9 protein-coding genes and 1 tRNA gene are annotated in these 14,576 nt (G+C 38.2%); 6 read left to right on the forward strand and 4 right to left on the reverse strand.

All coding sequences use genetic code 11. The features are described 5' to 3' along the window. The 3 genes from GX437_00555 to GX437_00565 form a co-directional block, all read right to left on the reverse strand. On the reverse strand, window positions 1-1,050 hold a 1,050-nt coding region (locus GX437_00555), incomplete at its 3' end, for a hypothetical protein (GenBank protein NLJ06135.1). A 2-nt stretch (window positions 1,051-1,052) separates the two neighbouring features. Beyond that, window positions 1,053-3,098 (reverse strand): hypothetical protein, encoded by a 2,046-nt coding sequence (locus tag GX437_00560; protein ID NLJ06136.1) that lies wholly within the window; start codon window positions 3,096-3,098, stop codon window positions 1,053-1,055. Continuing rightward, window positions 3,095-4,345: a M48 family metallopeptidase gene (locus GX437_00565; GenBank protein NLJ06137.1), complete on the reverse strand. Its 1,251-nt coding sequence runs from the start codon at window positions 4,343-4,345 to the stop codon at window positions 3,095-3,097. Before GX437_00565 ends, GX437_00560 begins: the two co-directional genes overlap by 4 nt. Window positions 4,346-4,609: 264 nt before the next feature. Here GX437_00565 and GX437_00570 point away from each other — a divergent pair, with 264 nt between their 5' ends. The 6 genes from GX437_00570 to GX437_00595 all read left to right on the forward strand — a co-directional run bounded on the left by GX437_00570 (window position 4,610) and on the right by GX437_00595 (window position 11,986). Further along, a complete protein-coding gene (locus GX437_00570) occupies window positions 4,610-6,502 on the forward strand; it encodes a hypothetical protein (GenBank protein ID NLJ06138.1) in 1,893 nt (630 codons plus the stop codon). 133 nt (window positions 6,503-6,635) lie between these two features. After that, window positions 6,636-6,717: transfer RNA gene (locus GX437_00575), tRNA-Leu, on the forward strand. Window positions 6,718-6,852: 135 nt separating this feature from the next. After that, on the forward strand, window positions 6,853-9,054 hold the full coding sequence (recQ, locus tag GX437_00580; protein NLJ06139.1) for a DNA helicase RecQ: 2,202 nt from the start codon (window positions 6,853-6,855) through the stop codon (window positions 9,052-9,054). 46 nt (window positions 9,055-9,100) lie between these two features. Then, complete coding sequence (locus tag GX437_00585; protein ID NLJ06140.1) at window positions 9,101-9,688, forward strand: hypothetical protein; 588 nt, start codon at window positions 9,101-9,103, stop codon at window positions 9,686-9,688. An 11-nt stretch (window positions 9,689-9,699) separates the two neighbouring features. After that, window positions 9,700-10,335 carry an OmpH family outer membrane protein gene (locus tag GX437_00590; GenBank protein ID NLJ06141.1) on the forward strand — a complete coding sequence of 212 codons (636 nt, stop codon included), beginning with the start codon at window positions 9,700-9,702 and terminating at the stop codon, window positions 10,333-10,335. Between the two features lie 67 nt (window positions 10,336-10,402). Beyond that, window positions 10,403-11,986, forward strand: coding sequence for a T9SS type A sorting domain-containing protein (locus GX437_00595; protein NLJ06142.1), 1,584 nt, complete (start codon window positions 10,403-10,405; stop codon window positions 11,984-11,986). 31 nt (window positions 11,987-12,017) lie between these two features. Here GX437_00595 and GX437_00600 read toward each other — a convergent pair whose 3' ends face one another. Further along, window positions 12,018-14,393 carry a TonB-dependent receptor gene (locus GX437_00600; protein NLJ06143.1) on the reverse strand — a complete coding sequence of 792 codons (2,376 nt, stop codon included), beginning with the start codon at window positions 14,391-14,393 and terminating at the stop codon, window positions 12,018-12,020. Window positions 14,394-14,576 lie beyond the last annotated feature (183 nt).

A 14,576-nucleotide genomic window follows, 5' to 3' on the forward strand; every position in this document is an offset into this window, starting at 1 on the left:
ACCACTTGATAAAATTATTTTATTCTCTGAAAATGAATAAGATGCAACAGCTTCTATGGAAGGATTCCTGCAAAATGCAGGAAAATAATTTGCCGATAATTTCGTATTCATTCTGTCGTTGATCTGCCATGCGTATTGAAAGTTCAGCGAATAAGAAGACAATGTCCAATGGTCTTCGGCAGGTTTTACAGTATTGATGAAACTATCAGCCAATCCTGAAGGAAAATATTGTTCGAATAATTGCCCGCCAAATACATCCATTCCTTTTAATGTTAATAAGGTATCAACGGAAGTTTTCTGAACTTTTTCATGCACAACACCAAGATTTTCAATATTTAATGAAATTTTATGCTTTTCAGAAGCATGCCAGACAACGCCAGCATTAAAAGACAGTCCACTTCCGGAAGTTTTACCAAAAACAGCATTGGTGCGAATTGCCTTTTGATATGCAGCATCTATGCTGAGTTCAACAGAATCGCCTTCGTCTGAGGTGTAAAAATAGGAATCATTTAAAGTCAATTGCTGATCAAACCTCTGATTAAGGTAATTGAGAGTAATTTCCGATGAAAATTTATCCGACTTTTGTTGAACTCCTATCCCAAAAATCTGATAACCAGAAACAGAATAATCCGACCCTGACAAGTTAACCGACATCCCTGCCAGTTCATAATTCCCGTCTCTGATAAGTCTGTATCCCGTTGCAGGTAAATTCAGGTTTTGCCAGTATTTCCATGAATACAGAACAAGCAGTCTGTAATTGTTGACATTTTTCAGCCTGAAATCAGCTTTGATATCATATCCCGACACTTCGCCAAAATGCATCATTCCCTGACGGTCAAGAATTTTATCCATCCGGGCTTTAATTTTACTGTCAGTTTGCTGAAGAATAAAAAAATAGCCGAGTTGAAGCGGATTGATGTCGTGCGAGGAAAGAAGAGAAAATCCGGCTGACAGATGACAGCGGGAGGTATCTTTAATGGTAATATTTGAACGGGCTTTTAAAGTAAGGGTAAGGGTTAGAAAAATAACAAGGTAGAGAAATTTATTCATGCTTACAATTTTGGTTTTAGGATAAAATCACCATTGATACGTACAGAAATTTTATAGTCGCTGAAAATTTTCTTCCGCGTGTCCCCGGGACCGGTATCAAGTGTCGCCAGAACAATTACTTTTCTGATATTCTCAAAATTCCTGATGAAGTGATTTTCAAGAGGAATTTCAAATTTTGTTTCAGCCGGAACATAGTTCTTATTGCCGGTATATTCCGGATAAGCTATTTCAACAGGTATTTTGAAAAGCGAATCAATAACCTGTAGATTTTCATCCAGAAATACAAGCTGAATCCTCGATTTGACCGGAAATTTGTTTAATATGAGGACTTTCAGCCTGGCCGAGGAAATCATTTCCGTTTCCGGTACATTATCAGGGACAAAGTCAACCGTATCAATGATTGACAGGCCTTTTGATGAAAAATGCAGGGGAAGTTCCGCCTGAATCCCTGCTTTCACCTTCGACTGACGATAAATAAAGTCATTGTAAGACACTTGTCCGTCCGGATTGATGAACACCTTTACCTGATAGTTTGCCTGATCAGGCAATAACTCCACAAATTGTTCAGCATTGGAATTCTGAATGGGTTTTGACGTCCTGACGCTGTAAAACGGATTATCGTTAGCAGACTGTATATCAATAGGTTCAGCCAGATTTGTACCTGTCAGGATTATGCTTTCACCTTTTTGACTATTGATGGCTTCAACTTTATCTATGGTAATTCTTGCCTTTGCTCCTACTCCATTCTCAATGAAAAATCCGATGTCAAGTTTTTCGAGATCGATGCTGCCTCCCTTGATATTTTTGAAAAAACCCAGATCACTGACATTGCCTGAAAAAACAAAAGAATCGTTACCCAGATAACCGGAAAGATATTCCGGAATTACATCATACAGTGTGTAAAGCAAATAAATACTGTCATTCAGCGAAAGATCCATCATTTTTCCGGTGGAATCAATCCGCATCAGCAGGTGGTGATAAAAAGAATTGTATTTATCCCCGTCTTTACCCGTAAGGTCAAACCAGTAATCATCTACAGGGTAGGAACGATCGATAAATACCGTGTCGCCTTTTGGAGCAGGAGGCAACACCACATTGACGACCAGTGAATCTTCCCCCTTGTATCGTGCTGATGGAATTGAGTAGGTGATAAATCCGGAATCCTGAAGAGTGGAAGCAACTACCACCCTGAAAATTCCCGATTTAATTTTCATAAAATTCAGTTTGATCCCTTCCAGAACATACTCAACATCTTCGCGTGTATCCACCAGATTCTGAGCAGGGAATATTGCAGTAGCCGAATTGACTTTATCAATCTTAACCTTTAAGTTAATGTTGATGGCATCATTGGTATCAATTAAGACCGGAGTGGTTCCTGTTCCGGGACTGCTGATATTCAGAATTTCGCTCTCGAGAAGGCCTTCAAATTTTTTCCCGTTCAATGGATACACTTTCACAAAATTTGTCTTTGGCATTACACTGACAACTGTATCCTGGAGCAGAATTTCACCCGAATTTTTATTTCTTAATAAAAATATAACATCCTGTAATTCAATAGGTAAGCCATTAAAAATATTAGCCTCCAACTGGCCTTCCTGAACCTCTACACTCTGAAACAGCGAAGAAGCATCGATAAGCTCCTTGCCTCCATTGCTACCGGGAATTGGAGGAACAGGCAGATAACTTCCATGAGCATTCAGGATGAGCTGCCCCATCAGTCCGTTTTTGCGGGCAACCTCTCCCAGTGTAACTTTTGATTCGATTATCCTTGTTCCTATTTTTATGGTTTTCAGCGTTACCTTTTTGATTAAAGTAGTATCAGGAATTTTCATCAGGTCGGTGAAACTGAATTCACCCAAACTGAAATCACTTACCAGAAAAAGTGAGCTATCGGGGTAAAGTTTTAACGTGGAATCACTTATAAGCTTGTCGAGGCCTATTTCAGAATTAACCAAAGGCAGGAGAATGCGAGGGCTCCAGTCGGGCTGTTCTTTCTTGCAGGAAATAAAAAGAGATATAACAATGAAGAAGATGAATAATTTTCTCATGATGGGTTGAGTTTAATGTTCTCAATAGCCTGAAGGCGTTTGAGCAAAGGTGGATGTGAGTAATAGAAAAACACATAAGCCGGATGAGGCTTCAGATTCGACAGATGAGCCACTGAAAGCTTTTTCAGGGCATTTTTAAGCTCATAACTCCCCGTATGAATAACTGAGAACTTATCTGCCTGATATTCATGTTTTCTGGAAAAAATGTTACCAGCAAGTCCAATGATCAGATTCACCGGTTCAAACAATATCGTCAGTGCTATCAGATTGATATGCAGGACATAATCAGTACATCCGAAAGCTTTTGAAAGCTCAGGCAGAAAAAGAAGCTTTGAAACAATGAAGAGCATGACAAAAGTCTGAGCAATGCCGGCAATAAGACCTTTAACGATATGCTTTTTTTTGTAATGTCCTACTTCGTGTGCCAATACTGCAACCAACTCAGGTACAGTATGTTTGGCAATCAGTGTATCGTACAACACAATCTTTTTCTTTTTCCAGAGGCCTGTAAAAAATGCATTAGCTTTACTGCTGCGTTTCGAACCGTCAATGACATAGATGTTATCAAGCGGAAAACTGACTTTTCCGGCAAAGTCAAAAATGGCTGTCCTCAGTTCACCATCTTCAAGTGGTGTAAGCTTGTTGAAAAGCGGTATGATCAGTGAACTGTAGAAAACTGTAAAAAACAGGGAAAATGCCGTCATTACCAGAAAGGCATAAATCCAGAAATCTTCCTTTAGCTGAATAATGAGCCAGATAAGGATAAAGCCGAGAATGCCTCCGATGATTAACAACAGGGCATAAGATTTCAGTTTGTCTAAAATGAAGGTTTTCGGAGTGGTTTTATTGAAGCCAAACTTTTCTTCAATGACGAAAGTCCTGTAACTACTGAAAGGAATGCTCAGTAAATCAGACACAAAAAATAAAACAGCAAAATAGATAAGTGTCAGAAAAACAGGATGATGGATATGGGGCGAAATCAGGTGGTTGAGCCAGGCAAAGCCTCCTGTCATAAAAAATCCCAGCGTAATGAAAAAACTCAGCGACTCACGTAAAATTCCGAATTTCCATAAGGTATTGTTGTAATTACGTGCTTTTTCATACTTCTCTTCATCATAAAATTCTTTCAGGTCGTCAGGTAGTTTTTTTTCCCATGTCCGATGGTTTAAAAAAGACAGGATGCGGTCGAGAACAAATCCAAACAAAAGAATCAAAACTATCAACCAATAAATACTCTTTGCCTCCATTATTTCTTTTTATTAGATTTAAAAATCAGTGCAAATTTCGTAAAAGCATTAATAACATTAATGATTATTTTTAGCTCCCCCATTGATTAATATTAATAAAAAAAAGTATTTATTTCAGATAAATTAATTAATTCTTCTTCATTCCTGAATGCTTATCCACAGTGATACCCTATTTGTGGATAATGCTAAAACTAATGTCTGACAAGCATTAATAATTTTGTTACTCATTAAGTAATTAATCTTAAATCTTAAAAAAAGAGAAAGATGACCATAATCAGGAAAATAATTAATGTAAATACATTAGTTCTAATATTAATTACAAGTCAATTGACCGTGCAGGGGCAAACATACTCAAAAGAAATCAAGAGTGGAGAAAAAGCCTTTGCAGAGGGCAGATATAAGGATGCAATGGATTTCTATGACAATGCAGCCAAAATGGTAGAAAAACCGGGAAAAGAACATCTGCAACTCTACTACATGCTTGGTTATTGTGCCATGCGCTCCGGTGATTATCGCAAGGCCATGACCAATTATGCTCGTTACCTGAATCTGAGCAAGCGTTTTAAGGTCAACCTGAAAGAGCTTGCTCAGGTAAAGGAATGGAACGACTGGTGTGCTATAGAGCTTACTGAAATTTCTGAAAGAGATAAGCCGGCTATAGTCGATAAAAACCTTGTCATTACCAATCTTTCTGCCGGAAATTCAGCTCACAGTGATGTTGGCGCCTTGCTGATTGAAAACAATTCCAGACTTATTCTCAGTTCCGACAGATTAATGCCTGAAAATAAAAATCTGGCTGACGTCAACTTTAATATTTTTGTCAGCCAGTACAAAAAGGGAAGTACAAGTGAGCCCCTGAAAATCAAAGCCGGGTTTAACACTCGCAGCAACGAGGTTTCTTCTGCATTTCATGAATCATCCAAAACACTTTACTATACCGTTTCTGACGAAAACAATGAAAATGCTGACATTTATCTTTGCAGAAAAATCAATGACCATTGGGCTGACCCCGAAAAACTTCCTGCCACGGTCAATTCCAAATACTGGGATGGCTATCCTTCCATCAGCAGCGATGGAAAAGTTCTTTATTTTGTCAGCAACCGGCCAGGAGGACAGGGAGGAAAAGATATTTACTTCTCTGTTTTAAAGGATGACGGAACATGGGGAGAAGCTAAAAACATAGGTTTTATGGTAAATACCCGGTATGATGAAATAACACCCCACATTGACAGCACCGGTAAAAAGCTGTATTTCAGTTCAAACGGACAATTAGGCATGGGTGGTTTCGACATTTTCTATTCTTTATTCGATGCTTCCAATCTTTGGGGTGAACCCGTATCGCTGCCAGCTCCCGTTAACAGCAATAATGACGACATTTTTTATGTAACCACAAGTATTCCCGGCACTGCTCTTTTTTCATCAAACAGAAAATCCGGTAAAGGGATCTATGACATATACCTTGTCGAACCAGTATCAAAACCGGATGTCAGAAAAGATGTTCCGATAGCCTCTGAGACAAAGCCACCTGTCGATGAAAAAATCAAACCCACTGAAACACCGGTAAAGGAGAAAGATGAGAAGGCAACGCCACCTCCGGTTGCAGAAAAAACGACACCAACAGAGCCCAAGAAGACCGAACCCCCTAAAGAAACAGTAAAACCTGCCGAAGAAAAAACTGCAAAACAAGAGACTCCGAAAACTACAACTGAAGAGAAAAAGGTGGTGTCAACAGAAAAGCCACCGGCAGAAAAGCCAAAAACAAGCCAGCCGCCTGCTCAGGAAACCCCTTCCAAAACGGCACAACAGCCTCAGCCAGCAATTGCAGACAAAAACCTGTACAATGCCGAAATTAACGGATTGTATTTTAAGGTACAGTTAGGTGCATTCCGCAATCACATCACTGTGAACCATCCTTACTTTACCAGCAAGCTTGATCCGGGTAAAATCAGGGAAGAGCAATGGCCTCCCGACCCGCTGTACAAATACACCATCGGAGAATACAAGACCATTGCCTCAGCAACAGAATACAAAATGGAAATCAGGAATAAAGGGTATTCTGATGCCTTCCTCACCTGCTACTACAATGAAAAGAGAATCAGCATGGATGAGGCCAAGGAACTCATCAGAAAATATTATCAGACAGTCAGTTTCAGATAAAAAATATCCGGGTTTTGTATTGATGAGACAAAAACAATTATTTTTGCAGCCGCATTGCAGGCAGTCTAAATGCAAGAAATTGATTTTATTGCCTCAGAAGTATAGTATTGTTCTTGACATAAACGACACACTTGCCCGGATGGCGGAACAGGTAGACGCGCTGGTCTCAAAAACCAGTGGGATTTCCCGTGCCGGTTCGATCCCGGCTCCGGGTACTATCTCTCTCTTTTTCAGTGGTATTGATAAAAAATTTTTTTTACATGCTGGCATAAAATTTTCTTATCACTTTCCGCTTTTTTTAAAATGTATTAATTTTATAAGCCCAAAAAAACAGTTAAAATTGATGTGAAGTGAATTCTTTAGAACAACAAATTCAACATACTTTAAAGGAATTTTTTGGCTTTGATTCCTTTAAAGGCCAGCAAAAAGAAATAATTCTGAGCATTCTCGAAGGGAATAACACTTTTGTAACCATGCCCACAGGGGGTGGCAAAAGCCTTTGCTACCAGCTTCCGGCTATCGTTTCAGAAGGTACTGCCATCATCATCAGCCCTTTGATTGCCCTGATGAAAAATCAGGTTGACCTGATCAGAACCTTCGGAGCTAAAAAGGGTTTTGCCCATTTTCTCAATTCAAGCCTGACCAAAAAAGAAATCGAAACTGTCAAAAATGATGTGCTGAGCGGTAATACCAAAATGCTTTACATCGCCCCTGAAACCTTCAACAGAGACAAAACCATTGAATTTCTTAACAAAACGAAGCTTTCTTTTATCGCTGTCGATGAAGCACACTGTATTTCAGAATGGGGACATGATTTCAGGCCTGAATACCGTAAAATAAGAGAGGTAGTTGATGAACTCGGAAAACTTCCCATCATAGCCCTGACGGCCTCTGCCACACCTAAAGTCAGGGAAGACATTTTAATTAATCTTGAAATTGAGGATGCAAGGGTTTTTATGTCATCATTCGACAGGCCTAACCTCTATTATGAAGTCAGGCCCAAATTCTCTCAGAAACAAGCTATCCGGGAAATCGTAACTTATATTAAAAAAAATCCGGGAAAATCCGGAATCATATACTGCCTCACACGAAAAAAAGTTGAGGAGGTAGCTGAAACCCTCAGGCTTAACGGCATCAAAGCCATTGATTATCATGCAGGAATGGATAGTGCTGTCCGCAACAAACATCAGGACATGTTTCTGATGGAAGAGGTTGAAGTTATTGTAGCTACGATTGCTTTCGGAATGGGAATTGACAAACCCGATGTCAGATATGTGATTCACTATGATGTACCGAAAAGCATTGAAAGTTATTATCAGGAAACCGGCAGGGCCGGACGTGACGGCATTGCTTCCGACTGTATTCTGTTTTACAACTTCAACGACTTGCTGAAACTCGAAAAACTTTATCGCGACAAACAATATTATGAGCGGGAAAAAGCCAACCAGTTACTAAAACACATGGCTGCATTTGCAGAATCATCTTCCTGCCGCAGGATTGATTTACTTCATTATTTTGGTGAAAAATATGATAAGCCTGACTGCGAAGAAAAGAAAATGTGCAGCAACTGCCGTTATCCAAAAGAAAAATTTGACGGGAAAGATGATGTTGTCCGTATCCTGAAACTGGTCAAATCGCTCAGCACTGAATTCAACCTTGAACATCTGGTCAATATCATGACAGGAGAAGTGAATCAGGCCATTTTAGCATATCAGCACAACAAACTGAAGGAATTCGGAAGTGGAAAAGACAAATCATTTTACCATTGGAAAGCCATTATCAGAAAAGCCGATGTTGAAGGACTGATCGAACAGAATATCGAAACGATGGGAACCATCTCCATTACCGAAAAAGGGATGGAATACCTGAAAAATCCATATTCTGTAATGGTTTCTGTTGACGACAGTTACGAAAACATTAAAGAAGAAGATGACGAAATAAAAATTGCTGGCGGAGGATATGACGAAACGCTTTTCAATATGCTGAAAGAAATCAGGAAATCCATCGCCAAAAAACTGAACGTACCGCCATATATCGTCTTTCAGGATCCCTCCCTCGAAGAAATGGCTATCAAATATCCCATCACCGAAGAAGAGCTGACCAACATCACAGGCGTTTCAGCCACCAAGGCTCAACGGTATGGAAAAGAATTCATTAAGCTCATTGCCAAATATGTCGAAGAAAACGAAATCGAAAGGCCGGACGATCTGGTGGTCAAGTCAATGCCTGCCAAATCAAAAAACAAGTTGTTCATCATTCAGAATGTCGATAAAAAAGTTCCTTTGGATGAAATAGCATTGGCTAAAGGACTTGATTTCCATGAATTGCTGGACGAAATGGAAAGTATTATTTATTCCGGTCATCGCCTTAATATTGACTACTTTATCAACGAAAATATCGATATCGATACCCAACAGGAAATTTACGACTACTTCAGAAATGCAGAATCAGACTCAATAGAAGAGGCTCTGAAACATCTGGGTTCTCAATATATTGATACTGAAGAACTGCGGCTAATGCGTATCAAATTTATCTCTGAAATGGGTAATTAAAATGACTTTTAACCGAAAATATTGCCGGATTTTTTTGTTAACAGCAATGTTTTTTGTTACTAATCACCATCCTGCCCTGAGCGATGACGACCCGAAATCTGTTCGTAAAACCTATAAGGAGATCACCAAAACCGATATTACCCGTTATGAAGATATTACCGCAACGGAAATTCTCATATTTGGTATCAGTTTCAACATGAGTATCAACGAAGCTCTTGAGGTAATAAAACTGAACGATAAGGTTTTCTTTGAGGTTGATCCCTTCAATTCCAACCGTTACTATCTTTATGATTATGAAATCGTTAAAGAAAGATATCTCCCGCTTGCTTATTTTATCTGGGATGAAAGCGGGCAAAAACTTCTGGAAATCATTATTTACACTGGTTTTACAAAATATCTTGTCGGGAACACCAAAAAGTTGCTTACGCTTGACGTCATTAATAAAAACTCATTGATTGTCAAGACTTTTATGGGCTATCCCGTTAAAAAAGAAGTTACGCTGGATTTGCCAAGCATTGGCCTGAAAACCTTTTGCTATTATTATCCCAATCATAATTTTAAGATTTTCAGAAACATTACAGATGAAAGCACTTCTATCTCCCTGGGCATTTGCAGGGAACTAATTTTTTATTAAAAAATAATCTTATGAAAAAGACCTTTATCATTGTCAGCTCTATCTATGGCTTAGCTATTATTGCCCTTTTTATATTATTTTTTCTTGGTAAAAAAGGCCATTCCGGAGAAGTAAAAAACCCTGATTTACCCGTAAATATACCTGACTCCCTGATGGCAAAACCCGAAAAACCATTGACCATTGCATATGTTAATACCGATACCATTCTGGCTAATTATAAATATTACAAATCGCAGATTGCCTCTCTTGAAAGCTCACAGGCAATAGCTGAACGCCAGCTCGAAGAGCGGTACAAAAAACTGGAGGAAGACTACAAAAACTACCTGACAAAAATCAAACTCGGTCTTATAAAACAGGAAGATGCTGAAAATCAGTTTGCTGAAAAACAGGCCGAACTTCAGGATTATCAGGATAAATTGCGTAACAACCTGCTTGAAAAAGAACAGAAAGTTGCCGATCAACTCTACGACAGTATTCTGAATCATATTGCCATCTTCAATAAGCAGGCAGGTTATACTTACATCATAGCCCACGCAAAAGGGAGCAACATCCTGTATTCCGATCCCTCACTCGACCTTACACAGATCATCCTTCAAAGCCTGAATGCCAGCTATGATGCCTGGTCGAAAAAGAAAGGAAAAAAATAATCAGATTCCCCCAATTTTTTCTCTAACTTTTTAAGCAATTAGGGTACTTAACACCAAAAATAATCTTATGAAAAAGATCTGCTTCGTTATTACCCTATTATTAACAGCTTTAAACTCTTACACACAGATTTCACCAGTTAACTGGCAAACATTGATTAGTAGCGATTGTGAAAATGTTTCGGTTGATATTTCCTTTATCCAAAATGGAATAATATTTCTGGCCGGAAATTTCATATCTGAAAATGTGGCAATTGGAGATTTTATTCTTAAAAACAATAGTCCAGCTGATGCTCCTTTCAAAAATGATTTTTTTATTGCCAGCATCAACGAAAAAGGTAAAATTATCAATGTGTTCAAATATCCCGGAGAAAGGTTTGGAACCATCAAAGATATGATTGTCACGGATTATTTTATTTATGCAATTGCCTTCTTATATGATTCAAAAGGAAATTATGGATTTTTTCTTCTGAAATTCAACATGAAAGGTGAACTTCTGAATGAGGTGTATTTTGATACTTATCTGAAAGACTTTACGTTTCACCTATCATGTCTTACTGTTGACAGCGATGAAAACATATATGTTTCCGGAATTTCCAAATCTGACAGTATTAATATTGGACACTTTAAAAACCAAATTTCTAAAGAGCAGAAATATTATAGCTTTATTATCAAGTTTTCTCCCAATCTTTCCCTGAAATGGGTAAAAGCTATTAATTTTTTCGAAGTTTATCCATTTTATGAAGAAATCAGGGATATTAAAGTGGACGAATCACAAAATCTGTATTTTCTCAAAACCAGATCCCTTATTATTCTTGACAAAGATGGAAATCACATAAAAAATATTGAATTTGGTGCCCGCTATGGTTCATTTGTCAATGTTACTCCCCTTAATTCCGGAGAATTCTATCTTATTGGAAATTTCTGCTCCCCTGATTATGAATATAAGAATATAAAGCTCATAAAAGAAAGACCGGGACAAAATGCAGTATTTCTTATCAAATTCAGCACCGGATTCCATCCTGTTTGGGGTAAACTTATAGAAGGTGATCAATACTTGGGTATTGATATTGCCAACAATTACACTATAAATCGGGCAACCTGTATTGTTAAAGATAGGTTATTCATTCATCTTTCACTGATGGGTACTTATATTTTGTCAAATCATAAAAAAATCAGCATTAACAATATAAACAACCCAATTACAAATGTTCTTGTTGTTTTGGATAATAATGCTAATATCGGAAATATTTTCCCTGTTTTTCCCGGAAATATCTTTACCGGAATGATTGATGAAAAAAATTATGTAGCCGTTTACAAGGAATTTCAGGATCATTATCATTTTGACTCATTAAATCCATACTTCTCGATGAAAGGTTGGGTGGTTAGAAAAAGAGCACTGGTTACTTTTTCACAAATGAATGAAGATCAAAAAATTAAAGAGTTTTCTGTATATCCCAATCCATCTTTGAACGGAAAATTTACTATCACTTCTTCATCTTCTATTCAAGGCAAAAATTACGTTTACGACTTAAACGGGAATCTGATTCTTGAAACAGAAAGCACTTCCATAGACCTCAGTAATTTTCCTAAAGCTTCCTACTTGCTGAAGTCAGAACAATTCCCAAATGCTGTATGGCTACTCACCCAATAGCAATAGCCCAATGATTTTCAGAACACACTTCTTAAAAATACACCCTGTAATAAAATCCGGGAATAATTCCCAACTGATATTGGGTCACAATTTCATCTTTTGAAACATTATATTCCTGGCGAAACACATTTTTATGGTCCGTGAAATTGTCAACTGTAACTGAAATCTCATGACTGAAACGTTTTTGTTCAAAACGTGCTCCAGCTTTGAAATCAAATTTATAATATGGTTCAAACTGCATGGAATAAGCCAAAGATGAAATCCTGACCGTGTTTTTATATTTTCTTGAAAGCTCCAGATCAATGGGGGTATATCTTTTGCCACCGCTGAAAACAGCTTTGATACTGATAAACAATGCTGTATTTTCATTGATACTGAACTCTTTGCCACCAAGCAGGTTAATAATGTAGTTACTGTTAAATTCCGTATTTCTTTCCACTTTGTCGGAAGCCGTGTATTTGCTGTCGAACACCGAAAGGGTAAACAAATAATAAAATTTGCTGCTGAAATATTTTTCAAGACTGACTTCGATCCCGTAATTATACCCTTTTCCGTCATTGACCAGGCTGTCGGCAGTCAGGTCGCTGAACCCCGAGCCCAGATTACTGATATTCAATAAACTAAAAGACGAAGGATGGGATTCTACCGGAATATTGAAAAGATATTGAAAATAAGTCTCGGTTTTCAACCTTACATTGTCGGTCAGCATTCGGCTGAAACCCAGCACCGCATGATGTGTTTTACTGAAATCCAAAGTTGTATTTGTTGTAATGTATGTATTGTCAACGGTTTTTGTTTTTGCATAAAGCGAAGCAAGTGGTGGAGTTTTACTGTGTAAACCATAAGCAAAATAGACAGTTGTGAGGGAATTGACATTGTAATTCAGACCAATACGTGGTTCAATAGTCAATTTTTCCGAAAGGCTGAAATAGTTCAGATTCAGTCCTGTTTTTAAACTAAATCTTTCAGAAAACCTGAACAGAAACTGGGAAAAAGCTCCGTAAAGTACAGGCCCTTCTGCCAGATTTACTTTATCTTTAATTATCATTTCAAGCGTGGAAGAGTGGCTGTTGAAACGGGCTGCATCAAGGCTGAAAAATAACTTCTGAGCCGAAATCCCTGATTTTACACTGATATTTGATTTGATTTTTTTGCTGATAGTATATTTTACGGTCAGACGATTATCATTGGAACGGTCGTAATAAACTTCAAAAGGTTCATCGAAATCATTCAGCGTATCGAGACTGGTAAGCATCTTCTGATAATATAAAGAAACCAGCAATTTCTGATTTAGCTTCTTTTTATTCAACCAATTGTATGAAATGCCTGAGGCAGCCAGCTCACTACCCAGATAAAAGTTTTCCCTACGTGGGTCAGCCGTGAAATCATTGGAATCTTCTTCGCTATCCAGCAATGCCATTTTTCCTTTTCCAGCAATGCTGAAAAATGACAGATTTCCTTTGCCTGTGTGAAATTGAGTTTTTATCGTAATATCCTGATAACGTGGAACTCCCGCAATTTTCAGGTCAATAAACTTTCCGATAATATCCATGGTGGAATAGCGGTAATTGACAAGATAGGAAGAATTATGTTTTTTAGTAAAAGGACCTTCCAGTGTCGCTTCAAGGCCGAGAATTCCTGCCTGTATTGTGTATTCATGCTGTTCGTTGTTGCCTGACCTGAGTTTCAGATCGAATACGCCTGATAAGGCCTGATGATATTCTGCCGGAAAAGCCGCAGTAAAAAAATCACTGTTTGCCAGAACATTGTTACTCAGCATACTGATAGGCCCTCCTGTAGTCCCTTGTGCAGCAAAATGGTTGGGATTGGGTATTTCCACATCGTCAAGCAGCCAGAGCAGGCCTGCCGGAGAGTTTCCTCTGATAACAATCTCGTTCGACATTTCACTGGCAGAAGTAACTCCTGCATAGTTCATGGCCATACGGGCAGGGTCAGCCATACTGCCGGCATATCGAAATGCTTCTTCCGTATTGTATTTCATAACACTGGCAGTTGCCATTTTATTATTGTTCTCAAATTTATCCCTGTTGGCCGTAACCTGAATCTCCAAAGTCGTTAAAACCGATTCTTCCAGTTCAATGCTCAGAACAAGCTCTTTGGCAGAATGCACCAGTATCGGAATCACCACTTCTTTATAACCCATAAAACTGACCTTCAGCTGATGTTTCCCTGTCTTAATATTTTCCAGCCTGAAACTTCCGTTGACATCACATGAAACCCCTTTGTATTCGCCAGAATCAAGTAAAATGACATTTGCACCGGGCAATGGTATGCCATTATCCTTGTCTTTTACCACCCCACGCACGACCTGCCTGAAATCATTCTGCGAAAAGCAAAAAAAATGTATAAATAATAAGGTAAAGGAGAAAAAGTACTTTAATAACATCAGAAAAGATTAAGAAGGAGAATTTGGCAAAAATTAAGCCTTTTTACTGGCCTGTCATAATACCATATTTTAAAATCAGTTGAGACTGATATTCCTTTGAAAAACATTTTTTTCTTTAAACCTAAATTAAGATTAGCTTCGATAATCTGAATCATTGATTAATTGCCTTATTTCTCTCAAAAT

It is taken from the genome of Sphingobacteriales bacterium, from assembly GCA_012517435.1.
Classification (GTDB): Bacteria; Bacteroidota; Bacteroidia; order CAILMK01; family JAAYUY01; genus JAAYUY01.

Excerpts from the sequence above, each read along its gene's own strand:
- GX437_00560 (NLJ06136.1), bottom strand. The coding sequence starts at position 3,098 with ATGAGAAAATTATTCATCTTCTTCATTGTTATATCTCTTTTTATTTCC.
- GX437_00565 (NLJ06137.1), bottom strand. The coding sequence starts at position 4,345 with ATGGAGGCAAAGAGTATTTATTGGTTGATAGTTTTGATTCTTTTGTTT.
- GX437_00570 (NLJ06138.1), top strand. The coding sequence starts at position 4,610 with ATGACCATAATCAGGAAAATAATTAATGTAAATACATTAGTTCTAATA.
- GX437_00585 (NLJ06140.1), top strand. The coding sequence starts at position 9,101 with ATGTTTTTTGTTACTAATCACCATCCTGCCCTGAGCGATGACGACCCG.
- GX437_00590 (NLJ06141.1), top strand. The coding sequence starts at position 9,700 with ATGAAAAAGACCTTTATCATTGTCAGCTCTATCTATGGCTTAGCTATT.
- GX437_00595 (NLJ06142.1), top strand. The coding sequence starts at position 10,403 with ATGAAAAAGATCTGCTTCGTTATTACCCTATTATTAACAGCTTTAAAC.
- GX437_00600 (NLJ06143.1), bottom strand. The coding sequence starts at position 14,393 with ATGTTATTAAAGTACTTTTTCTCCTTTACCTTATTATTTATACATTTT.